Consider the following 24,782-nt stretch of genomic DNA (forward strand, 5'->3'; position numbering starts at 1 on the left):
GAGCAACTTCCTGACCCAAAAGTCAACAAAATGGTCGGACGTCTGCCACACCCCCTCGCGAAGCCCCCCAGTGCATGGCTCAGGACCAGGCTTCGAACAACAAGAAAGACTTGAGGAGTACTCGCTGTGGAAAGCCGCAAATCCGAAGCACCTACGCTGGATCTCGCCCCACCGCTCGAAACGGGCTGGCTGGAGCGGATTTTCAAACTCAAGCAGCATGGCAGCACTGTCCGCACCGAGCTGATCGCCGGGGTGACCACCTTCATCACCATGGCCTACATCATCTTCGTCAACCCCAACATCATGGCCGACGCCGGTATCGACCACGGCGCGGCATTCGTCGCCACCTGCATCGCCGCCGCCCTCGGCTGCCTGCTGATGGGCCTGTACGCCAACTGGCCGGTCGGCCTGGCACCGGGCATGGGGCTCAATGCCTTCTTCACCTACACCGTGGTCGGCACCATGGGCTACAACTGGGAAACGGCGCTGGGGGCGGTGTTCGTCTCGGGCGTGCTGTTCATGTTCCTGACCGTTTCGCGCGTGCGTGAGTGGCTGCTCAACAGCATCCCGCTGAGCCTGCGCCATGCCATGGGGGCCGGCGTCGGCCTGTTCCTCGGGCTGATCGGCCTGAAAACCGCCGGCATCATCGTCGACAGCCCGGCAACCCTGGTCAAGCTGGGCTCGCTGCATGAGCCCGGCCCGCTACTGGCGGCCGTGTGCTTCCTGCTGATCGCCATCCTCAGCTACAAGCGGGTGTTCGGCGCGATCCTCATCAGCATCATCGGCGTCACCCTGGCCGGCTGGGGCCTGGGCCTGGTCAAGTTCGGCGGGGTGGTGTCGATGCCGCCGAGCCTGGCTCCGACCTGGATGGCCATGGACGTGGTCGGCGTGTTCAACGTCAGCATGATCAGCGTGGTGCTGGCGTTCCTGTTCGTGCACATGTTCGACACCGCCGGCACGCTGATGGGCGTGGCCCAGCGGGCCAACCTGGTGGCACCGGACGGGCGTATCGAGAACCTGTCGCGGGCGCTGAAGGCCGACAGCACCTCCAGCGTGTTCGGCGCGGTGGTCGGCGTGCCGCCGGTGACCAGCTACGTGGAAAGTGCCGCGGGTGTCGCGGCAGGTGGACGCACCGGCCTGACCGCCGTGGTGGTTGGCGTGCTGTTCATCGCCGCGATGTTCTTCGCCCCGCTGGCCGGGATGATTCCGGCCTATGCCACCGCCGGCGCGCTGATCTACGTGGCGATGCTGATGATGGGCAGCATGGCGCATATCGAGTGGGACGAAGCCACCGACAGCATTCCGGCGATCGTCACCGTGATCATGATGCCGCTGACCTTCTCGGTGGCGGACGGCATCGCCCTTGGCTTCATCAGCTACGTGGCGCTCAAGGCGGGTACCGGCAAGTTCAAGGAGATCTCGGCCAGCCTGTGGGTGCTGTGCGCGATCTTTATCGCTAAGTTTGTGTTCCTCTGAACCCCTCGTATCTACAAGGGGCGCTTCGGCGTCCCTTGTCAGATTCCCACCCTTACACTGATCCTTCCGTGGGTCCGTAGAACGACGCGCCCCTGCTACCGCTCACATGTCGAAATCAATATTTATTGGGGCGAGTTTTACTGAAACCCCAACTCTCCTCACGCGCTCAGCCATGATGTGCAGGCGCGCCAAGTCAGGATGAAAGTGACCAGATTGGTTAGTCAAAGTATAAACACGCGTTCCATCAGTTTCTTTGCTTATGGTCAGCTCCCCAGCGCTCATCAGTTCTTCGCCATTACCTTTTACGCCATAACCATGTCCTGATAGCTCACCGGCGGCGGCGTGACTAGGAATAGTCTCGTTAGTTTGGCCGCTGAGAGCAACCAATTCGTCATTTTTCGTGACGACAAGCTTATGAACTTGATTTTCATCGAGCTGCGCAAAGCTATTTGGGGTATTCATAATGCGTAAGGAAGCTCTGGCAGCTTTAATTTCTGCCTGCGCGTACATCACTTCCGGCCCGAGTAGGTGGGACTGATTATTCTTTAGCAATTTTAATGGAGCAGCAGGTGATTGATAGGCATTGGCTACCCACCTCATTGTAGGGCGGGCTAATTTATACATAAATTCTACCACTTTTCCGCTAGGGTCCCGTGCATTAACAGGATCATTCAGGCAGTAAGCGTAGGCATTGATGCCGCCCTTATGAAAAGGGCTCAGGGCGTCTGGGCTGGCAAAACGCATCAGCCTAGGGCTGTAAATTCGATGCCCGTTTCCGAGCGCATAGCATTCCAATTCAGCATGAAAAAACTGGCCATTGAAACCTAATGCCCCAGTGGACGCCGGCTGGGTGCCTCGGTAACCATAGGGCGAATATGCATTTCTTGCACTCATCAGCCAGGCTCCTCAAGTGCCAAACGAAACTTGATCATGCAGCACGACTCTCTGAGTGACTACTGACAAAAATGTCAGTCAGACAGTTGATTCCACCTGAGAGTATATAAACAGCAGACGAAAAAAAGCCCGCCAGTGTGAGAGCGGGCCAAGGACCTACGAAGATTCTTCTAGCGACCAACTAGCTTCCACGATAGGTCGAATAGCTGTACGGCGAGATCAGCAGCGGCACGTGATAGTGCTCCTGCTGCTCGTCGATGCCGAAGCGCAGCACGACCACGTCGAGGAACGCGGTGTCCGGCAGCTTCACACCCTTGGCGCGGTAGTAGTCACCCGCGCTGAACTGCAATTGATAGACGCCGGTGCGGTAATCGTCGCCCTGCAGCAGCGGCGCATCGACGCGGCCATCGCTGTTGGTCAGGGCGGTGTTCACCAGTTCCAGCTGCTGGCCTTCGACGCGGTACAGCTCGACCTTGATCGAGCTGCCCGGGCAGCCATGCGCGGCGTCCAGTACGTGTGTGGTCAAACGTCCCATTTGCTTGTCGCCTCTTGTCATCTACGTGGGCAAAAAATACACGGCAACAGGCTGGCACCGTGCGGGAATGCAGCCATTAAGACAGTTTAGCGATAGATTGTACACAATTTTTTCTGCATCCTCGGTCAACACCCCGCGAACACTCCATCAGTCGCAAAGACACGCCCGATGCCGACCCTCACGGCATTAGCTGACCAATCAGGCAGGTTTCTTGCAAGCCATTCTCAGGCGACAAATGGGAAGAAATGCGGAAAAACAGGCTTACAAAGTATTTAAGAAGTTGTATACAATCAGCCCATCCGGTGGTGCGACATCCCGACGCGGCCCGCCCACCACCCGCACATACGTACAAGAAGGAAGACTGCAGTGAGCGCTGACTACCCTCGCGACCTGATCGGTTACGGCAACAACCCACCTCACCCGCAATGGCCGGGGAATGCCCGCATTGCACTGTCCTTCGTGCTCAACTACGAAGAAGGTGGCGAGCGCAACATCCTGCATGGCGACAAAGAGTCCGAAGCGTTCCTCTCCGAAATGGTCGCCGCCCAGCCGCTGCAAGGCGCGCGCAACATGAGCATGGAATCGCTCTACGAATATGGCAGCCGCGCCGGCGTATGGCGCCTGCTCAAGCTGTTCAAGGACAGCGGCGTGCCGCTGACCATCTTCGCCGTGGCCATGGCCGCCCAGCGCCACCCCGACGTGATCCGCGCCATGGTCGAGGCCGGCCACGAGATCTGCAGCCACGGCTACCGCTGGATCGACTACCAGTACATGGATGAAGCGCAAGAGCGCGAGCACATGCTCGAAGCCATCCGCATCCTCACCGAGCTTACCGGCGAACGCCCGCAAGGCTGGTACACCGGCCGCACCGGCCCGAACACCCGGCGCCTGGTGATGGAAGAAGGCGGCTTCCTCTACGACAGCGACACCTACGACGACGACCTGCCCTACTGGGAACCGAACAACCCGACCGGCAAGCCGCACCTGGTGATCCCCTACACCCTCGACACCAACGACATGCGCTTCACCCAGGTGCAGGGTTTCAACTGCGGCGAGCAGTTCTTCCAGTACCTGAAGGACGCCTTCGACGTGCTCTACGAGGAAGGCGCCGAGGCACCGAAGATGCTCTCCATCGGCCTGCACTGCCGCCTGGTCGGCCGCCCGGCGCGCCTGGCCGCGCTCAAGCGCTTCGTCGACTACGCCAAGAGCCACGAGCAGGTCTGGTTCGCCCGTCGCGTGGACATCGCCCGCCACTGGCACGCCACCCACCCGTACAAGAAAGAGAACGCCTGATGACTGCCTTCAAGACCCTCAAGCCCTCCACCCTGGACCGCGCCGCCTTCGTCGCGGCCTTCGCCGACATCTACGAGCACTCGCCGTGGGTCGCCGAGAAAGCCTACGACCTGGGGCAACTGGCCGAGCTGGACGAGATCGAGGCGCTGCATCAACGCATGAGCGACATCCTGCTCAGCGCCAGCCATGCTGAGCAGCTGGCACTGATCAACGCTCACCCGGACCTGGCCGGCAAGGCCGCCATCCAGGGCGAGCTGACCGAATCGAGCACCAACGAGCAGGCCGGCGCCGGCATCCACCAGTGCACCGCCGAAGAGTTCGCCCGCTTCACCGAGCTGAACGACGCCTACAAGGCCAAGTTCCAGTTCCCGTTCATCATGGCGGTCAAGGGCAGCAACCGCCACCAGATCCTCGCCGCCTTCGAAAAACGCATCCACAACGACACGGATGCCGAGTTCAAGGAAGCCCTGGCGCAGATCAACCTGATCGCCCTGTTCCGCCTGCTGCAGCTGTAAGGCACTGGCAGCGCCCTGGCCCGAGTGCGTGACGCGTCCGCACCCAGGGCCCCGGCCCGCCAGGCCACCAAAATCCAGAACAACGAATAGAAGAGATAACCGCATGCGCACCCTGATGATCGAGCCCCTGACCAAAGAAGCCTTCGCCCCCTTCGGTGACGTGATCGAAACCGACGGCAGCGACCACTTCATGATCAACAACGGCTCGACCATGCGCTTCCACAAGCTCGCCACGGTCGAGACCGCCGAGCCCGAAGACAAGGCGATCATCAGCATCTTCCGCGCCGACGCGCTGGAGATGCCGCTGACCGTGCGCATGCTGGAACGCCATCCGCTGGGCAGCCAGGCTTTCATCCCGCTGCTCGGCAACCCCTTTCTGATCGTGGTCGCGCCAGTTGGCGATGCACCTGTATCAGGCTTGGTCCGCGCCTTCCGCAGTAATGGCAGGCAGGGCATCAATTACCATCGCGGCGTCTGGCACCACCCGGTGCTGACGATCGAAAAGCGGGATGACTTCCTGGTGGTTGATCGCAGTGGTTCCGGCAACAACTGCGATGAGCATTACTTCCCCGAGGAACAGATGTTGATCCTCAATCCCCACCAATAAGAAAAGGTCGGTCACCCAGGTCCGCCTGAACCGTGACCGGCGAGAGGTACATACTGTGGAAGCACACCTTCACGAATGGCTGAACCTGAGCATTCGCTGGGTTCACATGATCACCGGTGTCGCCTGGATCGGTGCATCGTTCTACTTCGTCTGGCTGGAGAACCACCTGAACCGAAGCAACCCGCGCGATGGGTTGTCGGGTGACCTCTGGGCCATCCACGGTGGTGGCATCTACCACCTGGAAAAATACAAGCTGGCCCCGCCGAAGATGCCCGAGAACCTGCACTGGTTCAAATGGGAAGCCTACTTCACCTGGATGTCCGGGATCGCCCTGCTGTGCGTGGTGTTCTACTGGAACCCGACCCTGTACCTGCTGGCACCCGGCAGCACCCTCAGCGGTGCCGAAGGCGTGGCCATCGGTATCGGCTCGCTGATCGCCGGCTGGTTCATCTACGACTTCCTCTGCGACTCGCCCCTGGGCAAGAAGCCGGCGCTGCTCGGTGCCGTGCTGTTCGTGCTGATCATCGCCGCCTGCTGGGGCTTCAGCCTGGTGTTCAGCGGCCGTGGCGCGTACCTGCACACCGGCGCGATCATCGGCACCATCATGGTCGGTAACGTGTTCCGCATCATCATGCCGGCGCAGCGCCAGCTGGTGGCGGCCATCGAGAACAACCAGACCCCCGACCCGGTCCTGCCGGCCAAGGGCCTGCTGCGCTCGCGCCACAACAACTACTTCACCCTGCCGGTGCTGTTCATCATGATCAGCAACCACTTCCCGAGCACCTACGGCAGCCAGTACAACTGGCTGATCCTGGCCGGGATCGCGGTGGCCGCGGTATTGATCCGTCACTACTTCAACACCCGCCACGACAGCAACAAGTACGCCTGGACCCTGCCTGTCGGCGCCCTGGCGATGATCTGCCTGGCCTACGTGACCGGCCCGAAACCACTGCCGAGCGCACCTGAGCAGGCCGCCGCCAAGGTCGAGTACCAACCGCTGCCGGCCACTGCCGTAGGCGGCAAGACCGCCGCCGAACTGCGCGCCGAGGAAGCCGCCAAACCTGCGGCACCCGCCGAGGCTCCGGCCCAGGCCACAGCCCAGGCTGGCGGTGAAACCTTCGACAAGATCCACACCGTCATCCAGGAACGCTGCACCGTGTGCCACTCGGCCAAGCCGACCAGCCCGCTGTTCAGCGCCGCACCTGGCGGCGTGATGTTCGACACCCCGCAGCAGATCCAGGCCCAGGCCGCGCGCATTCAGGCGCAGGCCGTCGCCAGCCAGATCATGCCGCTGGGCAACATCACCCAGATGACCGTCGAGGAACGCAAGCTGGTCGGCGACTGGATCGCCAAAGGCGCGCAGGTCAACTGAGACACCCCACGACTGCGTGGGAGCGGGCTTGCCCCGCGATGAGGCCGGTACTCCCGGCCTCGCTTCCAAGCTCTACGTAACAAGCAAGCATCGAGCGTTCGGCTTCACGCGCGAACCCCAGCCTCCTTTACCGGAGCCTGCCACGTGAAGCCGCCCGCTTGGATCCGAGAATAAAAACAAAACTCGAGGTGCTGCATGTCCGAGTCACCCAAGGCGTACATCCCTGTTGCGCCGCCACGACAGCCCCTGCCTTTGTTCCAGCTGATCCTGGTGGGTCTGCAACACGTTCTGCTGATGTACGGCGGCGCCATCGCGGTGCCGCTGATCATTGGCCAGGCGGCGGGCCTGTCCCGCGAAGAAGTCGCCTTCCTGATCAACGCCGACCTGCTGGTCGCCGGCGTTGCCACCATCATCCAATCCTTCGGTATCGGCCCAGTCGGCATTCGCATGCCGGTCATGATGGGCGCCAGCTTCGCCGCCGTCGGCAGCATGGTGGCCATGGCCGGCATGCCCGGTGTCGGCCTGCAGGGGATCTTCGGCGCGACCATCGCCGCCGGCTTCTTCGGCATGCTGATCGCGCCGTTCATGTCCAAGGTCGTGCGCTTCTTCCCGCCGCTGGTAACCGGCACGGTCATCACCTCCATCGGCCTGTCGCTGTTCCCGGTGGCGGTCAACTGGGCCGGCGGCGGCCATGACGCCGAAGCCTTCGGCGCGCCGATCTACCTGATGGTCGCCGGCCTGGTGCTGGCGGTGATCCTGCTGATCAATCGCTTCATGCGCGGGTTCTGGGTCAACGTGTCGGTACTGGTGGGCATGGGCCTGGGCTACGTGCTCGCCGGATCCATCGGCATGGTCGACCTGTCGGGCCTGAGCGAGGCGCCGTGGCTGCAGGTGGTCACCCCCCTGCACTTCGGCATGCCGACCTTCAGCCTGGCGCCGATCCTGTCGATGTGCCTGGTGGTGGTGATCATCTTCGTCGAGTCCACGGGCATGTTCCTCGCCCTGGGCAAGGTGACCGACCGTGAAGTAACGCCGGGCATGCTGCGGCGCGGCCTGCTGTGCGATGCCGGCGCGTCGTTCATCGCCGGCTTCTTCAACACCTTCACCCACTCCTCGTTCGCCCAGAACATCGGCCTGGTGCAGATGACCGGGGTGCGCTGCCGCTACGTCACGGTGATGGCCGGCGCGCTGCTGATCCTGCTCAGCCTGCTGCCCAAGGCGGCGTTCCTGATCGCCTCGATCCCGCCCGCGGTACTGGGCGGCGCGTCCATCGCCATGTTCGGCATGGTCACCGCCACCGGGATCAAGATCCTCCAGGAAGCGGACATCTCCGACCGACGCAACCAGTTGCTGGTCGCGGTCAGCGTCGGCTTTGGCCTGATCCCGGTGGTGCGGCCGGAGTTCTTCGCGCAGATGCCGCAGTGGATGGAACCCATCACCCACAGTGGCATCGCCATGGCCACCCTCAGTGCCCTGGTGCTGAACCTGCTGTTCAACATCCTCGGCGGCGCCGACCGCGCCGCGCACAACGATGCCTGTCACCAGCATTGAGTGACCAGGGGCGGCGCCGTCCTGGCCGCCCCGCTTCAACCCTGTGGTAACGCAGTACCGTCGGCCCGCCGGAATGGGCCGTCCGGGGCGCCTGCGCGCCGAAAAAGCCCTTACAAAAACAATAAGTCCGGGAATCACAACATGAAGCGCATCACCACCTCCGTCCTGCTGGGCAGCAGCCTGCTGGCCACCCTCCCCGCCCATGCCGGCGAATGGCTGCAGTGGCACGGCGAAAGCCTGTCCTACCTCTACGGCAAGGACTTCAAGGTCAACCCCGACATCCAGCAGACCATCACCTTCGAGCACGCCAACAAGTGGAAGTACGGCGACACCTTCCTGTTCGTCGACAAGATCTTCTACAACGGCAAGGCCGACCCCGGCAAAGGCGTGACCACCTACTACGGTGAGTTCAGCCCGCGCCTGTCGTTCGGCAAGATCTTCGAGCGCAACCTGGCCTTCGGCCCGGTCAAGGACGTGCTGCTGGCCATGACCTACGAGCGTGGCGAGGGCGACAACGAGGCCTACCTGATCGGCCCCGGCTTCGATCTGAACGTGCCCGGCTTCAACTATTTCACCCTGAACTTCTACCTGCGCAACACCGAAGGCAGCCGCCCCGGCGACAACGTCTGGCAGATCACCCCGGCCTGGTCCTACACCATCCCGGTAGGCAAGTCCGACATCCTGATCGACGGCTATATCGACTGGGTGGTCGACAACGACCAGACCCGTCGCGGCACCTACCACGCCAACCTGCAGTTCAATCCACAGGTCAAATACGACCTGGGCAAGGCCCTGAACCTGGGCGCCAAGCAGCTCTACGTCGGCTTCGAATACAGCTACTGGAAGGACAAGTACGGCATCGACAGCCACGGCAACGTGGACAGCAACCAGAGCGTCGCCAGCGCCTTGGTGAAGGTGCATTTCTAAGCGAAGGGGCGTACGCCCCTCTGTGTGACAGAGTGCTCCAGGACGGAGCACTTGAGGCCCGGCGCGCAAGTGAGTAATCTGCGCGCCCCCTCGATCGGGGCGGGAAGGATCCCGCCCGCGTTTGCTGACCGCCCAGTCAATGTTTCCGGGCGGTTGGCCAACGTGTTGCCAGCGTGAAATACCTATTTCATCCGTTCAGAAAGACGTCGAGCAGGATGGTTGTGCCCAACGTGGAAAAGTTGGCGCAGCTCTTGCCAAACAGCTGTGGCCAATTGAAAAAAGCTGACCCAAAAGACAAGAACAGCGCCCGAGCGCTGACAACAGATCCAATAAAGGGAGCGACACACGCAATGCGTACCATCAATAGCCTGATCCTCGCCGGCGGCCTGCTGGCCTGCGGCGCCAGCCAAGCCGGTGACCTGCTGCAATGGCAGAACAACAGCCTGACCTACCTGTGGGGCAAGAACTTCAAGGTCAACCCCGAGATCCAGCAGACCGTGACCTTCGAGCACGCCGATGCGTGGAAGTACGGCGACAACTTCTTCTTCTTCGACAAGATCTTCTACCAGGGCAAGAAGGACGCCAGCAACGGCCCGAACACCTACTACGGCGAGTTCAGCCCACGCCTGTCGTTCGGCAAGATCTTCGACCAGAAGCTCGAGTTCGGCCCGGTCAAGGACGTGCTGCTGGCCATGACCTACGAGTTCGGCGAGGGTGACACCGAGTCCTACCTGATCGGCCCCGGCTTCGACCTGGCGATCCCAGGCTTCGACTACTTCCAGCTGAACTTCTACCAGCGCACCACCGACGGCAGCCGCCCAGGCGACAACGTCTGGCAGATCACCCCGGTCTGGTCCTACACCATCCCCGTGGGTTCGTCCGACATTCTCATCGACGGCTTCATGGACTGGGTGGTGGACAACGACGAGAACCGTCGCGGCACCTACCAGGCGAACCTGCACTTCAACCCGCAGGTCAAGTACGACCTGGGCAAAGCGCTGCACCTGGGCGAGAAGCAGTTGTACGTGGGTATCGAGTACGACTACTGGAAGAACAAGTACGGCATCAAGGACAGCGATGCCTTCACTACCGATCAGAACACCATGAGCTTCCTGGTGAAAGTGCACTTCTGATCACACAGCGCTCAGGCGCTGTCTGACGTGGGAGCGGGCTTGCCCCGCCCCCACGTCCCCGCGCTACTCAGTGAGCAGGGCGCAGCGCCTGCCACAGCTTGCCGACGACGCTCACCACCGCCAGCACCACAGCCCCCGCAATCACCCCCGCCACACCATTGAGCAGTGCCCCGGTCAACGCCCCGCCCCGTCCTTCGCTGAACGCCTCGATGGCGTGATGCAGCGGCGCGATGCCGTGCACCAGGATGCCGCCACCGACCAGGAACATCGCCGCGGTGCCGATCACCGACAGGCTTTTCATCATGTACGGCGCAGCGCGCAGGATGCCGTTGCCCACCGCCTGGCTCAGCGCCGAGGCTTTCTTGGTCATCCACAGCCCCAGGTCATCGAGCTTGACGATGCCTGCCACCAGGCCATACACCCCCAGGGTCATGACGATGGCGATCCCCGACAGCACGATGATCTGCTGGCTCAGCGGCGCATCGGCCACGGTGCCCAGGGTGATGGCGATGATCTCGGCGGAGAGGATGAAGTCGGTGCGCACCGCGCCCTTGATCTTGCTCTTCTCAAAGGCCACCAGGTCGACCTGCTCGTCGGCCACGGCCGCCTTGCGCGCCTCGTGCTGCGCGTCGTCCTCGGCCTTGCTGTGCAGGAACTTGTGCGCCAGCTTCTCGAAGCCCTCGAAGCACAGGTAGGCGCCACCGACCATCAGCAACGGAATCACCGCCCAGGGAATGAACGCACTGATCAGCAGCGCCGCCGGCACCAGGATCGCCTTGTTCACCAGCGAGCCCTTGGCCACCGCCCACACCACCGGGATCTCGCGTTCGGCGCGCACACCGGTGACCTGCTGGGCATTGAGCGCCAGGTCGTCGCCCAGCACCCCGGCGGTCTTCTTCGCCGCGACCTTGGTCATCAACGAGACATCGTCGAGGACCGTGGCGATATCGTCGATCAGTACCAGTAAGCTGCTTCCTGCCATGTCAAAATGTTTCCAGTAGGTTCGAATGGCCGGGATTCTAGCCCAAAGACGCTGCCTTGAGCGCCCGTCCGAGCGGGTGCTACCATGCCGGACCCCTCTTGGAGGGGCCAGACCCGAGGAAGATTCCCGACAATGAGCACCATTCGCGAGCGCAACAAGGAACTGATCCTGCGCGCAGCCAGTGAAGAATTCGCCGACAAGGGCTTCGCCGCCACCAAGACCAGCGATATCGCGGCCAAGGCCGGCCTGCCCAAGCCGAACGTGTATTACTACTTCAAGTCGAAGGAAAACCTCTACCGCGAGGTGCTCGAGAGCATCATCGCGCCGATCATGCAGGCCTCGACGCCGTTCAACGCCGACGGCGATCCGAAAGAAGTGCTCAGCGCGTACATCCGCTCGAAGATCCGCATCTCCCGCGACCTGCCCCACGCCTCCAAGGTGTTCGCCAGCGAAATCATGCATGGCGCGCCGCACCTGTCGCCGCGCCAGGTGGAGCAGCTCAACGAGCAGGCCCGCCACAACATCGAGTGCATCCAGCGCTGGATCGAGCGCGGCCAGATCGCCCACGTCGACCCGCACCATTTGATGTTCAGCATCTGGGCGGCGACGCAAACCTACGCGGATTTCGACTGGCAGATCGCCGTGGTGACCGGCAAGGCCAAGCTAGCCGACAGCGACTACGATGCGGCGGCAGAGACCATCATCCGCCTGGTGCTGAAGGGCTGCGAACCCGAGGCAGCCTGACAGGGCCAATGGGGCTGCTGCGCAGCCCTTATCGCCGGCAAGCCGGCTCCTACAGGCCCTGCACAATTCCTGTGGGAGCCGGCTTGCCGTGGCGACGAACCGCGGCGATGGGCCGCACAGCGGCCCCAGAGAAGTTGAACCTTAAGCCGCCACCCCGGCATCCGCCGTCAGCCCGACTTCTTCGATCGCACTGATCGCGCACTGCTCGTCGATATCCGACGTATCGCCGCTGATTCCCACCGCCCCCAGCACCTTGCCCTCCTGATCGCGGATCAGCACGCCCCCTGGCACCGGCACCACAGGTCGCTCGCCGAGCCCGTTCAAAGCCGCATAAAAGGCGGGGCGCTGCTGCGAGTCCAGCGCCAGCAGGCGCGAACCCTTGCCCAGCGCCACCGCGCCCCAGGCCTTGCCGATGGCCACCTCGGGGCGCAGCAGGCTGGCGCCGTCCTCGCGCTGCAACGCCAGCAGATGCCCGCCGGCGTCGAGCACCGCCACGGTCAAGGGCGCGGCGTTGATCTTACGGCCTGCGGCCAACGCGGCATTTACCACGCCCACGGCCTGTTTGAGGGTCAATGCGTTCATGAAAAGGTCCTCTTCTTGTTGTGAGAAGCCCTGAGGGCAGTTGAAAACCAATAGACACGATAGAACACAACAAAGACACTGTTTGTATACAATTTTCTGATCCAATGTCTCTCACTGCGACGAAATGCCGCCCTTTTTCGCCATGACCAGCAAGTCAAAGCCGCCGACGAAAATGGATTGACCTTTTGCGCCGACCATGAATACACTCTGCCGCAACGCAAGTTGTATACAATTACAAAATCGATGAGGCACAAACCATGAGCAAAATGAGAGCAATCGATGCAGCCGTTCTGGTCATGCGCCGTGAAGGTGTAGATACCGCGTTCGGCATTCCCGGCGCCGCGATCAACCCGCTGTACTCGGCGCTGAAAAAAGTCGGTGGCATCGATCACGTCCTCGCTCGCCACGTCGAAGGCGCCTCGCACATGGCCGAGGGCTACACCCGCGCCAACCCGGGCAACATCGGCGTGTGCATCGGCACCTCCGGCCCTGCCGGCACCGACATGGTCACCGGCCTGTACAGCGCCTCGGCCGACTCCATCCCGATCCTCTGCATCACCGGCCAGGCCCCGCGTGCCCGCCTGCACAAGGAAGACTTCCAGGCCGTCGATATCACCAGCATCGTCAAGCCGGTGACCAAGTGGGCGACCACCGTGCTGGAGCCGGGCCAAGTACCCTACGCGTTCCAGAAGGCCTTCTTTGAAATGCGCACCGGCCGCCCAGGCCCGGTGCTGATCGACCTGCCGTTCGACGTGCAGATGGCCGAGATCGAGTTCGACATCGATGCCTACGAGCCACTGGCGATCAACAAGCCAGCCGCCACCCGTGTACAGGCCGAAAAAGCCCTGGCCCTGCTCAATGACGCCGAACGCCCGCTGCTGGTAGCCGGCGGCGGCATCATCAACGCCGACGCCAGCGACAAGCTGGTCGAGTTCGCCGAACTGACCGGCGTACCGGTAGTGCCAACCCTGATGGGCTGGGGCACCATCCCGGACGATCACGAATTGATGGTCGGCATGGTCGGCCTGCAGACCTCGCACCGCTACGGCAACGCGACCATGCTCAAGTCCGACCTGGTATTCGGTATCGGCAACCGCTGGGCCAACCGCCACACCGGCTCCGTCGACGTCTACACCGAAGGCCGCAAGTTCGTGCACGTGGACATCGAACCGACCCAGATCGGCCGCGTGTTCACCCCGGACTTGGGCATTGTCTCGGACGCCGGCAAGGCCCTGGACGTGTTCCTCGAAGTGGCCCGCGAATGGAAAGCCGCAGGCCTGCTCAAGTGCCGCAAGGCCTGGCTGGAAGACTGCCAGGAACGCAAGGCTACCCTGCAGCGCAAGACCAACTTCGACAACGTCCCGGTCAAGCCGCAGCGCGTGTACCAGGAAATGAACGAAGTGTTCGGCAAGGACACCACCTACGTCAGCACCATCGGCCTGTCGCAGATCGCCGGCGCGCAGTTCCTGCATGTGTACAAGCCACGCCACTGGATCAACTGCGGCCAGGCCGGCCCGCTGGGCTGGACCATCCCTGCCGCGCTCGGCGTGGTCAAGGCCGACCCGAAACGCAAGGTGGTCGCGCTGTCCGGTGACTACGACTTCCAGTTCATGATCGAAGAGCTGGCGGTGGGCGCGCAGTTCAACCTGCCATACGTCCACGTGCTGGTGAACAACGCCTACCTCGGCCTGATCCGCCAGGCGCAGCGTGGTTTCGACATGGATTACTGTGTACAACTGGCGTTCGAGAACATCAATTCCACCGACGCCGCCACCTACGGTGTCGACCACGTCGCCGTGGTCGAGGGCCTGGGCTGCAAGGCCATCCGCGTGTTCCAACCGGCCGAGATCGCCCCTGCCCTGCTCAAGGCGCAGAAGATGGCCGAAGAGTTCCGCGTGCCGGTGGTGGTCGAAGTGATTCTCGAGCGTGTGACCAACATTTCCATGGGCACCGAGATCAACGCGGTCAATGAGTTCGAAGACCTCGCCCTGGTCGGCAACGACGCGCCGACCGCCATCTCGCTGCTGGACTGATCGCCTGACGCCCCCGCGCCGCGCGCGGGGGCAATCAACGCAAGGAGACGACTTATGCCTCGCTTCGCCGCCAACCTGTCCATGCTGTTCACCGAACAGGACTTCCTGGCTCGCTTCAAGGCCGCCGCCGACGCTGGTTTCAGCGGCGTCGAATACCTCTTCCCGTACGATTTCAGCGCCGCCGAGATCAAGCAGCAGCTCGACGCCCATGGCCTGACCCAGGTGCTGTTCAACCTGCCGGCCGGCGACTGGTCGAAAGGTGAGCGCGGCATCACCTGCCACCCCGACCGCGTCGAAGAGTTCCGCGCCGGTGTCGACAAGGCCATCGAGTACGCCAAGGTGCTGGGCAACACCCAGGTCAACGCCCTGGCCGGCATCCGCCCGCAAGGCCCGGACTGCGCCACCGTGCGCAAGACCTTCGTGGAAAACCTGCGCTACGCCGCCGACAAGCTCAAGGCCGCCGGCATCCGCCTGGTCATGGAAATGATCAACACCCGCGACATCCCGGGCTTCTACCTGAACACCACGAAACAGGCCTTGGAAATCCAGGCCGAGGTGGGCAGCGACAACCTGTTCCTGCAGTACGACATCTACCACATGCAGATCATGGAAGGTGACCTGGCGCGCACCCTGGAAACCAACCTCAAGCTGATCAACCACGTGCAGCTGGCCGACAACCCGGGCCGCCACGAGCCGGGTACCGGCGAGATCAACTACCGCTTCCTGTTCGAGCACCTGGACCGCATCGGCTACCAGGGCTGGGTGGGCGCGGAGTACAAGCCCAAGACCACCACCGAAGCCGGCCTGGGCTGGCTCAAAACTCACAACGCTATCTAAGGATTCGCTCGAAGGGGCTGCCCTGATTGGCCCCTGTGGGAGCTGGCTTGCCAGCGATAGCGTCAACACGGCCAACATCGTTTGCAGATCGATCGCAATCGCTGGCAAGCCAGCTCCCACAAGGTTCGCACCGCCTGCTCCATCGAGATTCAACAATTACAACGAGGTAATCTCTCATGGCTAAAATCGGTTTCATCGGCACCGGCATCATGGGCAACCCCATGGCCCAGAACCTGCAAAAAGCAGGTCACAGCATCTTCGTTTCGACCCACCACGACGCAGCTCCGGCCAACCTGATCGCCGCTGGCGGCGTGGCCCTGGCCAACCCGAAGGAAGTGGCCCAGGAAGCTGAGTTCATCATCGTCATGGTGCCCGACACCCCACAGGTCGAAAGCGTGCTGTTCGGTGAAAACGGCGTCGCCGAAGGCGTGGGCCCGAACAAGGTGGTGATCGACATGAGCTCGATCTCGCCTACCGCCACCAAAGCCTTCGCCGAGAAGATCAAGGCCACCGGCGCCGCCTACCTGGACGCCCCGGTGTCCGGCGGCGAAGTCGGTGCCAAGGCCGCGACCCTGAGCATCATGGTCGGCGGTTGCCCGAAAGCCTTCGAGCGCGCCCTGCCGCTGTTCGAAGCCATGGGCAAGAACATCACCCGCGTCGGTGGTAACGGCGACGGCCAGACCGCCAAGGTGGCCAACCAGATCATCGTCGCCCTGAACATCCAGGCCGTTGCCGAAGCCCTGCTGTTCGCCGCCAAGAACGGCGCCGACCCGGCCAAGGTGCGTGAAGCCCTGATGGGCGGCTTCGCTTCCTCGAAGATCCTCGAAGTGCATGCCGAGCGCATGATCAAGGGCACCTTCGACCCAGGCTTCCGCATCAACCTGCACCAGAAGGACCTGAACCTGGCCCTGCAAGGCGCCAAGGAGCTGGGCATCAACCTGCCCAACACCTCCAATGCCCAGCAAGTGTTCAACACCTGCCAGGCCCTGGGCGGCGGCAACTGGGACCACTCGGCGCTGATCAAGGGCCTGGAGCACATGGCCAACTTCTCGATCCGCGACGACAAGTAAACCTGTACCTGCCCTTCGCGGATAAATCCGCTCCTACAGGTTGATTCGATCACAACGAATGGACTGATCGTCCTGTAGGAGCGGATTTATCCGCGATGCGGCCAACACCGATGAACCTGTAACCACAGGTCCATGAGGTGACCCCGAGCAACACCCGCCCCTGGTTCGGCCTGCACGGAGGCAGTTCCAGGGGCGTTTTCGATTTTGCAGAACAACAAGAATCTGGGAGCCTGCCATGTCGGTCGATCCACAAAAATTTCTGCGCGAGCTGTTCGACACAGCCATCGCCGCCGCCCACCCCCGTCAGGTCCTCGAACCCCACCTGCCCGCCGACCGTAGCGGCCGGGTTATCGTCATCGGCGCCGGCAAGGCCGCCGCCGCCATGGCTGAAGTGGTCGAAAAGAGCTGGCAGGGCGAGGTCTCGGGCCTGGTCGTGACCCGCTACGGCCACGGCGCCAGCTGCCAGAAGATCGAAGTGGTCGAAGCCGCCCACCCGGTCCCTGATGCCGCTGGCCTGGCCGTGGCCAAGCGCGTGCTCGCGCTAGTCAGCAACCTCAGCGAAGACGACCGCGTCATCTTCCTGCTCTCTGGCGGCGGTTCCGCACTGCTGGCCCTACCCGCCGAAGGCCTGACCCTGGCCGACAAACAGCAGATCAACAAGGCACTGCTGAAATCCGGCGCCACCATCGGCGAGATGAACTGCGTGCGCAAGCACCTCTCGGCGATCAAGGGCGGGCGCCTGGCCAAGGCCTGCTGGCCGGCCACCGTCTACACCTACGCGATTTCCGATGTACCGGGCGACCTGGCCACGGTCATCGCCTCCGGCCCCACCGTGGCCGACCCCAGCACCTCGGCCGACGCCCTCGCGATACTCAAGCGCTACAACATCGAAGCGCCCAAGGCCGTCATCGACTGGCTCAACAATCCGGCGTCGGAAACCGTCAAGGCCGACGACCCAGCGTTGGCACGCAGCCACTTCCAGCTGATCGCCCGGCCCCAGCAGTCGCTCGAAGCCGCCGCGGTGAAAGCCCGCCAGGCCGGCTTCAGCCCGCTGATCCTCGGTGACCTGGAAGGCGAGTCGCGCGAGGTGGCCAAGGTGCATGCCGGCATCGCCCGCCAGGTCGTCCTGCACGGCCAGCCGCTGAAGGCGCCCTGCGTGATCCTCTCCGGCGGCGAGACCACCGTCACCGTGCGCGGCAATGGCCGTGGCGGGCGCAACGCCGAGTTCCTGCTCAGCCTTACCGAAAGCCTCAAGGGCCTGCCGGGGGTGTACGCATTGGCCGGTGATACCGACGGCATCGACGGCTCCGAGGACAACGCCGGCGCCTTCATGACCCCGGACAGCCACGCCCGCGCCGAGGCCCTGGGCCTGTCGGCCAGCGATGAGCTGGACAACAACAACGGCTATGGCTACTTCGCCGCGCTCGACGCGCTGATCGTCACCGAGCCGACCCGCACCAACGTCAATGACTTCCGCGCCATCCTGATCCTCGAGACCGACCCTCATGACGCCTGATAAAAAAGTAAAAATCCTCGCCACCCTCGGGCCTGCGATCAAGGGCATCGATGACATCCGCCAGCTGGTCGAAGCCGGAGTGAACATCTTCCGCCTCAACTTCAGCCACGGCGAACACGCCGACCACGCCCTGCGCTACCAGTGGATCCGCGAAGTCGAGCAGCAGCTCAACTACCCGCTGGGCATCCTCATGGACCTGCAGGGGCCGAAGCTGCGCGTCGGTCGCTTCGCCGACGGCAAGGTGCAACTGCAACGCGGCCAGGCCCTGCGCCTGGACCTGGACAAGACCCCGGGCGACAGCCGCCGCGTGAACCTGCCACACCCGGAGATCATCGCCGCGCTGGAGCCCGGCATGGACCTGCTGCTCGATGACGGCAAGCTGCGCCTGCGGGTGACCGCCAAGCACAGCGACGCCATCGACACCGAAGTGCTGGCCGGCGGCGAGCTGTCCGACCGCAAGGGCGTCAACGTGCCGCAAGCCGTGCTCGAGCTCTCCCCGCTTACCGAAAAGGACCGCCGCGACCTCACCTTCGGCCTCGAGCTGGGCGTGGACTGGGTGGCCCTGTCGTTCGTGCAGCGCCCGCAGGACATCCTCGAAGCACGCGAGCTGATCGGCGACCGCGCCTACCTGATGGCCAAGATCGAGAAGCCTTCGGCGGTCGAGCAGTTGCAGGCCATCGCCGAGCTGTCCGACGCGATCATGGTCGCCCGTGGCGACCTGGGCGTGGAAGTGCCGGCCGAGAGCGTGCCGCAGATCCAGAAGGGCATCATCAATACCTGCCGCCAGCTGGGCAAGCCGGTGGTGGTGGCCACGCAGATGCTCGAATCCATGCGTTTCTCCCCGGCACCGACCCGCGCCGAGGTCACCGACGTGGCCAACGCCGTGGCCGAAGGCGCCGACGCGGTGATGCTGTCGGCCGAGACCGCCTCGGGCGACTACCCGCTGGAGGCCGTGCAGATGATGAGCAAGATCATCCGCCAGGTGGAGAACGGCCCGGACTACCAGGCCCAGCTCGACGTTGGCCGGCCCAAGGCCGAAGCCACGGTGTCCGATGCCATCAGCTGCGCGATCCGCCGCATCAGCGGCATCCTGCCGGTGGCGGTGCTGGTCAACTACAGCGAGTCGGGGAACTCCACCCTGCGCGCCGCCCGCGAGCGGCCACGGGCGCCAATCCTCAACCTGACGCCGAACCTGAACACCGCCCGCCGCCTGAGCGTGGCCTGGGGCGTGCACTCGGTGGTCAACGACCGCCTGCGCCAGGTCGACGAGGTGGTCTCCACGGCGCTGGAAATCGCCCAGGCCCAAGGCATGGCCAGCCGTGGCGACACGCTGCTGATCACCGCCGGTGTGCCTTTCGGCAAGCCGGGTTCGACTAATACGCTGCGGATCGAGACCTTGGTCTGAGATCGCCGGGGGCGCTGCGCGCCCCTTTCGCCGGCAAGCCGGCTCCCACAGGAATCATGCATGCCTTTGTGGGAGCCGGCTTGCCGGCGAAAGGAGGGCAAAGCCCTCCCGACACACCGAACCTGCGGAAAACCGAGGCCCGAAGAGGCCCACCGCTCCCCCACTCACCTTACCGACTGCCCATGTACACCAAGAATTTCGTCAACCCGTGCCCCGACTGGGCCACGGCCTTGCTCAACGGTTTCAGCCAGGTGCTGCTGCTGCGCAACCCCCTGTGCGGCCTGTGCTGCCTGCTGGCCATCCTGCTGACCGCGCCGAACCTGGTCGGCGGCGCCCTGCTCGGCGCCCTGGCCGGCCTGCTTACCGCCCAACGCCGCGGCTACGACCGCGCCGACCGCCAGGCCGGGCTGTACTGCTACAACGGCGTGCTGATCGGCATCCTGATCAGCGCCGTATTGCCCTGGTCGGCGATCCTACCACCGCTGATCATCGCCGCCGGCGGCCTGTCGAGCATGCTCACCCACCAATGGCGCAAGCGCGGCGGCAAGCTGCTGATCGCCTACACCGCGCCGTTCGTGCTGCTGGGCTGGGCCGCGTTGCTGCTGACCGAGCCGTCTTCCAACGGCTATGTCGAAGCGGACCCTGTATATGCCCTGCTGCGCGGCGTGGGGCAGATCTTTTTGCTCGACAAGCCCATGGCCGGCCTGCTGATCGTCATCGGCATGTACTTCGCCAACCCCTATGCCGCCACCTGGGCGCTGATCGGCTCGGCCATCGGCGGTGGTGTCGCGCTGCTGGCTGGAGAAACGCAGGCCGCGTGGCTGGGGCTGTATGGCTTCAATGCGGCATTGGCCGCGCTGGCCTTCAGCCGTCAAGGCGAGAGGCCGTGGATGACGTTGCTGGCCATTGCCCTCGCATTGCTGCTGCAACCCCTATTCAACCTGCTGCCAATCCCTGGGCTCACAGCCCCCTTTGTGATGGCCTGCTGGTTGATGCACCTGGGCGATCATTTAGGACAATGGGTAAAACGAAGCGACACCAGCAATTTGCACAGCTGAAACCGCAAACCATCGAAACTGTTCAGTTTCCAGGCCGCCCTTTGCGAATTGCATCCGCGAGACCTGGCAGATTCAGGTCTCGTTGAGAATAGTCCGTCATGCCAGACTCATTGATGGTAATGGTCTTGCTATCAAAGACCGGTTTACCTTTCGCGATACGAACGTGAGTGGGATTGACATCCATCAAGGTGAAGCCCCGTGCGGCGAACTGGGTATCAAAAGGCTTCAATGACAGCATGCCGATTTCGTTATTGAGAACGAGATTCTCGCTAATGAACAAGCGCCGGTCTTTACTCACGTAAAACCGCCCACTGAGCTCTACAGTATCGTCAGGACGCTCCAACACCTTGCCATGATCGGTTTTCGCCCTGAATGTCGTTACGCGTTGCCCTTCAGCACCTGCAGGATCATAAGCAAAGCCCTGAAGTCGGTAGTCTTTTCGATCAGGGCTCGCCAAGTAGGTGAAAAGTGGTTCGAATAGCGCACTGTACTTGGCAAAGCGGTTGCTACCTGCGGGATCGCTGAAGTTGACAGGATCCCCACCACAGTAGGTGTAGGCATTGATACCTCCGCGCCCGAACGGGCTCAACGAATCAGGGCTGTTGAAGCGCATCAGCAACGGGTTGTACAGCCGGTGGCCATTACCTAGCAGATAGCCCTGCACACCGCACTCCAGCAACTGCCCATTGAACGCCAACTGCCCGTTACGCGTCACTCGCGGCAATAAGCCATAGGCCGTATAACCCAGGTGCTCATGCTCGGCACCGCGCGTGCCTATCACACACCCGGCGACATCGGTCTGCAGCAGCACAGTCCGTAGCGCGCCAAGGTTGCGCAATTGGTGAGCCATGTCGCTCCTCCTTGGGGATCATAGAAGCACTCTTGCCCATGCTGGCGCAGACAAAGTCCACCGCGAAACTGGCATTTCTATCAGGTCGTCCACTGCACCTGAGATTGCAAGTACGGCCTCCATCCTTCTAGGCTTGGCATTCAAGTCCTTGGAAACAGCTCCCATGCCCAACCCGCCATCCCTGCGCGAGCGGCTCTACGTCATCGTCTTCCAGACCGACACCACGGCTGGCAGACGCTTCGACAAGATTCTCCTGCTGATCATCCTGGCCAGCCTGGTGACGGTGATCCTCGACAGCATCGACGACGTTCACCAGAACTACGCCGGGCTGCTGGCCGGGATCGAGTGGGGCTTCACCGCGATCTTTCTCGCCGAATACATCACCCGCCTGTACTGCTCGCCCAAGCCACTGCGCTATGCCTTCAGCTTCTACGGGCTGGTCGACCTGCTGGCGATCGTGCCGGGGATCATCGCCCTGTACTACAGCGACGCCCAGTACCTGCTGATCATCCGCGTGGTGCGCATGCTGCGGATCTTCCGCGTGCTCAAGCTCAGCCCCTACCTCAAGCAGGCCCACTACCTGCTGGCGGCGCTGCAGGGCAGCAAGCAGAAGATCATCGTGTTCCTGGTCAGCGTGTCGACCCTGGTGACCGTGTTCGGCACGTTGATGTACGTGATCGAAGGGCCGGAGCATGGCTTCACCAGCATCCCCAAAGGCATCTACTGGGCCATCGTCACCCTCACCACCGTGGGCTTCGGCGATATCGTGCCGACCACGCCGCTGGGGCAGGTGCTGTCATCGCTGGTGATGATCACCGGTTACTCGATCATCGCCGTGCCCACCGGCATCTTCACCGCCGAACTGGCCAATGCCATGCGCGGCGAACAGTTGCAGCATGACTGCCCGACCTGTGCCAAGCACCACCACGAGCATGGCGCGGCGTTCTGTTCGCGCTGTGGGAATGCGTTGTTTCCCAAGCGTTGAGGTTGACGGTGCTGAGGCCATCGCGGCTGAAGCCGCTCCTACAGGTCCTGCGCAAAGTTGTAGGAGCGGCTTCAGCCGCGATAGGCCGGCACTGACAACGACATAACCAAAGACCGTTTTGTTCTTTAACCCACGCAAAGCCACCCGCTATAGTCGCTGGCAAAGCGCCAACCCTTTGAACCAGAACAAGGAATGCCCCCAGTGAAAAAACTCTTCAGCGCCTCGCTGCTCGCCGCGGGCCTGGCCCTGGGCAACCTCGCCCAGGCCGCCCCTACCCTGCTCAACGTGTCCTACGACGTGATGCGCGACTTCTACAAGGACTACAACCCGGCGTTCCAGAAGCACTGGGAAAAGGAGCACAACGAGAAGGTCAACCTGCAGATGTCCTTCGGCGGCTCGAGCAAGCAGGCGCGCGCAGTGATCGATGGCCTGCCGGCCGACGTGATCACCATGAACATGGCCACCGACATCAACGCCCTGGCCGACAACGGCAAGCTGGTGCCGGACAACTGGGTAACACGCCTGCCGAACAACAGCGCGCCGTTCACCTCGGCCACCGTGTTCATCGTGCGCAAGGGCAACCCCAAGGCGCTGAAGGACTGGCCGGACCTGCTCAAGGACGGCGTGCAGGTGATCGTGCCCAACCCGAAAACCTCGGGTAACGGCCGCTACACCTACCTCTCGGCCTGGGGCTACGTGCTCAAGCAGGGCGGTGACGAAAGCAAGGCCCGCGACTTCGTCGGCAAGCTGTTCAAGCAGGCGCCGGTGCTCGATACCGGTGGCCGCGCCGCCACCACCACCTTCATGACCAACCAGATCGGCGATGTGCTGGTGACCTTCGAGAACGAGGCCGAGATGATTGCCCGCGAGTTCGGCCGCGACCAGTTCGAAGTGGTCTACCCGAGCGTCTCGGCCGAGGCCGAGCCGCCGGTGAGCGTGGTCGACAAGGTGGTGGCCAAGAAAGGTACCCAGGCCGTGGCCGAGGAATACCTGAAGTACCTGTGGTCGCCGGAGGCCCAGGAGATCGCCGCGAACAACTACCTGCGTCCGCGTGACGCCACTGTGCTGGCCAAGTACACCGACCGTTTCCCGAAAGTCGACTTCCTGTCGGTGGAGAAGACCTTCGGCGACTGGCGCACCGTGCAGAAGACCCACTTCAATGACGGTGGCGTGTTCGACCAGATCTATACCAACCATTGATCACTGACCTGTACCGGCCTATCGCCGGCAAGCCGGCTCCCACACCGACCGCGCAAACCTCAACCCTTGCGCTATCCCTGTGGGAGCTGGCTTGCCAGCGATGAGGCCACTACAAGCAACACAAGACAGTTGCTCCGACGGGGAACGCGATCTCCTGTGGAGCCGGCTTGCCGGCGATAGGCCGGTAAGGGCTACTGATCACCCCTGGCGAAACACCAGCGCTTTCAGCCCACCCTCCGGATCCGCATCCGGAAACTCCGGCGGATTCTCCAGCCGCTCGACGAACGCCAGCCCTGGCGCCTGCTCGGCCATCCCCTCGATGAGAAACTGCGGCCCGATCCCCGGATCGTTGACGCAGGCCAATACCGTGCCGCCTTCAGTCAACAACTCCGGCAAACGCCGAAGGATCTTGGCGTAGTCCTGGGTCAGCACGAAGCTGCCGCGCTGGAAGGTCGGCGGATCGATGATGATCAGGTCGTACGGCCCGTACTTGCGCACCTTGCCCCACGACTTGAACAGCTCATGCCCCAGGTACGCGACCCGCGAGGCGTCATGGCCATTGAGCCGGTGATTGTCGCGGCCCCGGGACAGCGCCGACTTGGCCATGTCCAGGTTGACCACCTGCTCGGCGCCGCCGGCGATCGCCGCCACCGAGAAACCACAGGTATAGGCGAACAGGTTGAGCACGCGCTTGCCGCCCGCCTGCTCGCGCACCCAGCGCCGGCCGTAGCGCATGTCCAGGAACAGGCCGTTGTTCTGTCGCACGCCGAGGTCGAGCAGGTATTTCAGGCCATCCTCGACCACCTCGCGCTGCTGGCACGGCGCGCCCCACAGCCACTGCCCGGGGCTGTCGGGCAGGTAGCGGTGCTGCAGCAGGATGGCCTGGCCGCTCCACTGCGGGCGCTCGGCCAGCGCCATCAGCATTGCTTCAAGCTCCTCCAACTGGCCCTCGGGCGGCTCACGGAACAGCGCCACCAGCAACACGCCGTCGAGCCAGTCGACGGTGATCTGTTCAAGCCCCGGCCAGCAGCGGCCACGGCCATGGAACAGGCGGCGAGTCTCCTGGGGGGCGGGGTCGAGGGCGGCGAGCAGGTGCTGCTCGAGGGTGGCAATGGCTGGGCTCATGTCGGCTACGGTCAGGCAAAAGCGCCATTCTACCCGCTCGCGGCCGGGCCGGGCGGCCATCGATGAAGGGGATGAGAGGGTTTGCGGCACTT

General features: G+C 63.0%; 22 protein-coding genes and 1 pseudogene. 17 read left to right on the plus strand and 6 right to left on the minus strand.

What is annotated here, in order from left to right; genetic code table 11:
- Positions 1–126 precede the first annotated feature (126 nt).
- Positions 127–1,476 (plus strand): NCS2 family permease, encoded by a 1,350-nt coding sequence (locus tag CCOS191_RS18655; RefSeq protein WP_046856485.1) that lies wholly within the window; start codon positions 127–129, stop codon positions 1,474–1,476.
- Positions 1,477–1,578: 102 nt separating this feature from the next.
- On the opposite strand, the gene CCOS191_RS27565 is transcribed toward CCOS191_RS18655, so the two are convergent.
- Together CCOS191_RS27565 and uraH are read right to left on the minus strand one after the other, a co-directional pair.
- Positions 1,579–2,370 carry an RHS repeat-associated core domain-containing protein gene (locus CCOS191_RS27565; protein ID WP_082120459.1) on the minus strand — a complete coding sequence of 264 codons (792 nt, stop codon included), beginning with the start codon at positions 2,368–2,370 and terminating at the stop codon, positions 1,579–1,581.
- Positions 2,371–2,551: 181 nt separating this feature from the next.
- On the minus strand, positions 2,552–2,905 hold the full coding sequence (gene uraH / locus CCOS191_RS18660) for a hydroxyisourate hydrolase (protein WP_028692847.1): 354 nt from the start codon (positions 2,903–2,905) through the stop codon (positions 2,552–2,554).
- A gap of 366 nt (positions 2,906–3,271) precedes the next feature.
- On the opposite strand from uraH, the gene puuE reads away from it, so the two are divergent.
- The 7 genes from puuE to CCOS191_RS18695 all read left to right on the plus strand — a co-directional run bounded on the left by puuE (position 3,272) and on the right by CCOS191_RS18695 (position 10,303).
- Complete coding sequence (gene puuE, locus CCOS191_RS18665) at positions 3,272–4,198, plus strand: allantoinase PuuE (RefSeq protein WP_046856486.1); 927 nt, start codon at positions 3,272–3,274, stop codon at positions 4,196–4,198.
- Positions 4,198–4,713, plus strand: coding sequence for a 2-oxo-4-hydroxy-4-carboxy-5-ureidoimidazoline decarboxylase (uraD, locus tag CCOS191_RS18670; protein ID WP_046856487.1), 516 nt, complete (start codon positions 4,198–4,200; stop codon positions 4,711–4,713). Before puuE ends, uraD begins: the two co-directional genes overlap by 1 nt.
- A 103-nt stretch (positions 4,714–4,816) precedes the next feature.
- The gene (locus CCOS191_RS18675) at positions 4,817–5,320 is read left to right on the plus strand and encodes an ureidoglycolate lyase (protein ID WP_046856488.1); all 504 of its coding nucleotides are present in this window, start codon (positions 4,817–4,819) and stop codon (positions 5,318–5,320) included.
- A 55-nt stretch (positions 5,321–5,375) separates the two neighbouring features.
- A complete protein-coding gene (locus CCOS191_RS18680; RefSeq protein ID WP_038705699.1) occupies positions 5,376–6,692 on the plus strand; it encodes a urate hydroxylase PuuD in 1,317 nt (438 codons plus the stop codon).
- A gap of 195 nt (positions 6,693–6,887) precedes the next feature.
- A complete protein-coding gene (locus CCOS191_RS18685) occupies positions 6,888–8,243 on the plus strand; it encodes a nucleobase:cation symporter-2 family protein (protein ID WP_046856489.1) in 1,356 nt (451 codons plus the stop codon).
- A 141-nt stretch (positions 8,244–8,384) separates the two neighbouring features.
- A complete protein-coding gene (locus CCOS191_RS18690; protein WP_046856490.1) occupies positions 8,385–9,170 on the plus strand; it encodes an outer membrane protein OmpK in 786 nt (261 codons plus the stop codon).
- 350 nt (positions 9,171–9,520) lie between these two features.
- Positions 9,521–10,303 (plus strand): outer membrane protein OmpK, encoded by a 783-nt coding sequence (locus tag CCOS191_RS18695; RefSeq protein ID WP_046856491.1) that lies wholly within the window; start codon positions 9,521–9,523, stop codon positions 10,301–10,303.
- Positions 10,304–10,370: 67 nt separating this feature from the next.
- Here CCOS191_RS18695 and CCOS191_RS18700 read toward each other — a convergent pair whose 3' ends face one another.
- A complete protein-coding gene (locus CCOS191_RS18700; protein ID WP_046856492.1) occupies positions 10,371–11,285 on the minus strand; it encodes a DUF808 domain-containing protein in 915 nt (304 codons plus the stop codon).
- 132 nt (positions 11,286–11,417) lie between these two features.
- On the opposite strand from CCOS191_RS18700, the gene CCOS191_RS18705 reads away from it, so the two are divergent.
- Positions 11,418–12,029, plus strand: a complete 612-nt coding sequence (locus CCOS191_RS18705; RefSeq protein WP_028692838.1) for a TetR/AcrR family transcriptional regulator — start codon at positions 11,418–11,420, stop codon at positions 12,027–12,029.
- Between the two features lie 141 nt (positions 12,030–12,170).
- On the opposite strand, the gene CCOS191_RS18710 is transcribed toward CCOS191_RS18705, so the two are convergent.
- Positions 12,171–12,611 carry a GlcG/HbpS family heme-binding protein gene (locus CCOS191_RS18710; RefSeq protein ID WP_046856493.1) on the minus strand — a complete coding sequence of 147 codons (441 nt, stop codon included), beginning with the start codon at positions 12,609–12,611 and terminating at the stop codon, positions 12,171–12,173.
- A gap of 257 nt (positions 12,612–12,868) precedes the next feature.
- On the opposite strand from CCOS191_RS18710, the gene gcl reads away from it, so the two are divergent.
- From gcl to CCOS191_RS18740, 6 genes are all read left to right on the plus strand, one after another.
- Positions 12,869–14,644, plus strand: a complete 1,776-nt coding sequence (gene gcl, locus CCOS191_RS18715; protein ID WP_046856494.1) for a glyoxylate carboligase — start codon at positions 12,869–12,871, stop codon at positions 14,642–14,644.
- A gap of 54 nt (positions 14,645–14,698) precedes the next feature.
- Positions 14,699–15,481, plus strand: a complete 783-nt coding sequence (hyi, locus tag CCOS191_RS18720; protein WP_046856495.1) for a hydroxypyruvate isomerase — start codon at positions 14,699–14,701, stop codon at positions 15,479–15,481.
- Positions 15,482–15,657: 176 nt separating this feature from the next.
- Positions 15,658–16,551: a 2-hydroxy-3-oxopropionate reductase gene (locus tag CCOS191_RS18725; protein ID WP_023631172.1), complete on the plus strand. Its 894-nt coding sequence runs from the start codon at positions 15,658–15,660 to the stop codon at positions 16,549–16,551.
- A gap of 235 nt (positions 16,552–16,786) precedes the next feature.
- A complete protein-coding gene (locus CCOS191_RS18730; protein WP_046856496.1) occupies positions 16,787–18,067 on the plus strand; it encodes a glycerate kinase type-2 family protein in 1,281 nt (426 codons plus the stop codon).
- Complete coding sequence (gene pyk, locus CCOS191_RS18735; RefSeq protein WP_046856497.1) at positions 18,057–19,472, plus strand: pyruvate kinase; 1,416 nt, start codon at positions 18,057–18,059, stop codon at positions 19,470–19,472. Before CCOS191_RS18730 ends, pyk begins: the two co-directional genes overlap by 11 nt.
- Before the next feature lie 182 nt (positions 19,473–19,654).
- Positions 19,655–20,530, plus strand: coding sequence for an urea transporter (locus tag CCOS191_RS18740; RefSeq protein ID WP_046856498.1), 876 nt, complete (start codon positions 19,655–19,657; stop codon positions 20,528–20,530).
- 22 nt (positions 20,531–20,552) lie between these two features.
- Here the strand turns inward: CCOS191_RS18740 and CCOS191_RS28785 are convergent.
- Positions 20,553–21,260 (minus strand): annotated as a pseudogene (locus tag CCOS191_RS28785) (RHS repeat-associated core domain-containing protein); the annotation flags it as partial.
- 283 nt (positions 21,261–21,543) lie between these two features.
- Here CCOS191_RS28785 and CCOS191_RS18750 point away from each other — a divergent pair.
- Positions 21,544–22,365 (plus strand): ion transporter, encoded by an 822-nt coding sequence (locus CCOS191_RS18750; RefSeq protein WP_046856499.1) that lies wholly within the window; start codon positions 21,544–21,546, stop codon positions 22,363–22,365.
- Between the two features lie 201 nt (positions 22,366–22,566).
- Positions 22,567–23,565 (plus strand): sulfate ABC transporter substrate-binding protein, encoded by a 999-nt coding sequence (locus CCOS191_RS18755; protein WP_046856500.1) that lies wholly within the window; start codon positions 22,567–22,569, stop codon positions 23,563–23,565.
- Between the two features lie 198 nt (positions 23,566–23,763).
- Here the strand turns inward: CCOS191_RS18755 and CCOS191_RS18760 are convergent, their stop codons facing one another.
- Positions 23,764–24,690: a class I SAM-dependent methyltransferase gene (locus tag CCOS191_RS18760; RefSeq protein ID WP_046857865.1), complete on the minus strand. Its 927-nt coding sequence runs from the start codon at positions 24,688–24,690 to the stop codon at positions 23,764–23,766.
- Positions 24,691–24,782: the final 92 nt, after the last annotated feature.

The organism is Pseudomonas sp. CCOS 191 (assembly GCF_001007005.1).
GTDB lineage: Bacteria > Pseudomonadota > Gammaproteobacteria > Pseudomonadales > Pseudomonadaceae > Aquipseudomonas > Aquipseudomonas soli.

What these genes read in the sequence shown, in the direction of transcription:
- CCOS191_RS27565 (WP_082120459.1), bottom strand. Translation starts at nt 2,370, where the DNA reads ATGAGTGCAAGAAATGCATATTCGCCCTATGGTTACCGAGGCACCCAG.
- uraH (WP_028692847.1), bottom strand. Translation starts at nt 2,905, where the DNA reads ATGGGACGTTTGACCACACACGTACTGGACGCCGCGCATGGCTGCCCG.
- uraD (WP_046856487.1), top strand. Translation starts at nt 4,198, where the DNA reads ATGACTGCCTTCAAGACCCTCAAGCCCTCCACCCTGGACCGCGCCGCC.
- CCOS191_RS18675 (WP_046856488.1), top strand. Translation starts at nt 4,817, where the DNA reads ATGCGCACCCTGATGATCGAGCCCCTGACCAAAGAAGCCTTCGCCCCC.
- CCOS191_RS18685 (WP_046856489.1), top strand. Translation starts at nt 6,888, where the DNA reads ATGTCCGAGTCACCCAAGGCGTACATCCCTGTTGCGCCGCCACGACAG.
- CCOS191_RS18690 (WP_046856490.1), top strand. Translation starts at nt 8,385, where the DNA reads ATGAAGCGCATCACCACCTCCGTCCTGCTGGGCAGCAGCCTGCTGGCC.
- CCOS191_RS18695 (WP_046856491.1), top strand. Translation starts at nt 9,521, where the DNA reads ATGCGTACCATCAATAGCCTGATCCTCGCCGGCGGCCTGCTGGCCTGC.
- CCOS191_RS18700 (WP_046856492.1), bottom strand. Translation starts at nt 11,285, where the DNA reads ATGGCAGGAAGCAGCTTACTGGTACTGATCGACGATATCGCCACGGTC.
- CCOS191_RS18705 (WP_028692838.1), top strand. Translation starts at nt 11,418, where the DNA reads ATGAGCACCATTCGCGAGCGCAACAAGGAACTGATCCTGCGCGCAGCC.
- CCOS191_RS18710 (WP_046856493.1), bottom strand. Translation starts at nt 12,611, where the DNA reads ATGAACGCATTGACCCTCAAACAGGCCGTGGGCGTGGTAAATGCCGCG.
- gcl (WP_046856494.1), top strand. Translation starts at nt 12,869, where the DNA reads ATGAGCAAAATGAGAGCAATCGATGCAGCCGTTCTGGTCATGCGCCGT.
- hyi (WP_046856495.1), top strand. Translation starts at nt 14,699, where the DNA reads ATGCCTCGCTTCGCCGCCAACCTGTCCATGCTGTTCACCGAACAGGAC.
- CCOS191_RS18725 (WP_023631172.1), top strand. Translation starts at nt 15,658, where the DNA reads ATGGCTAAAATCGGTTTCATCGGCACCGGCATCATGGGCAACCCCATG.
- CCOS191_RS18730 (WP_046856496.1), top strand. Translation starts at nt 16,787, where the DNA reads ATGTCGGTCGATCCACAAAAATTTCTGCGCGAGCTGTTCGACACAGCC.
- pyk (WP_046856497.1), top strand. Translation starts at nt 18,057, where the DNA reads ATGACGCCTGATAAAAAAGTAAAAATCCTCGCCACCCTCGGGCCTGCG.
- CCOS191_RS18740 (WP_046856498.1), top strand. Translation starts at nt 19,655, where the DNA reads ATGTACACCAAGAATTTCGTCAACCCGTGCCCCGACTGGGCCACGGCC.
- CCOS191_RS18750 (WP_046856499.1), top strand. Translation starts at nt 21,544, where the DNA reads ATGCCCAACCCGCCATCCCTGCGCGAGCGGCTCTACGTCATCGTCTTC.
- CCOS191_RS18760 (WP_046857865.1), bottom strand. Translation starts at nt 24,690, where the DNA reads ATGAGCCCAGCCATTGCCACCCTCGAGCAGCACCTGCTCGCCGCCCTC.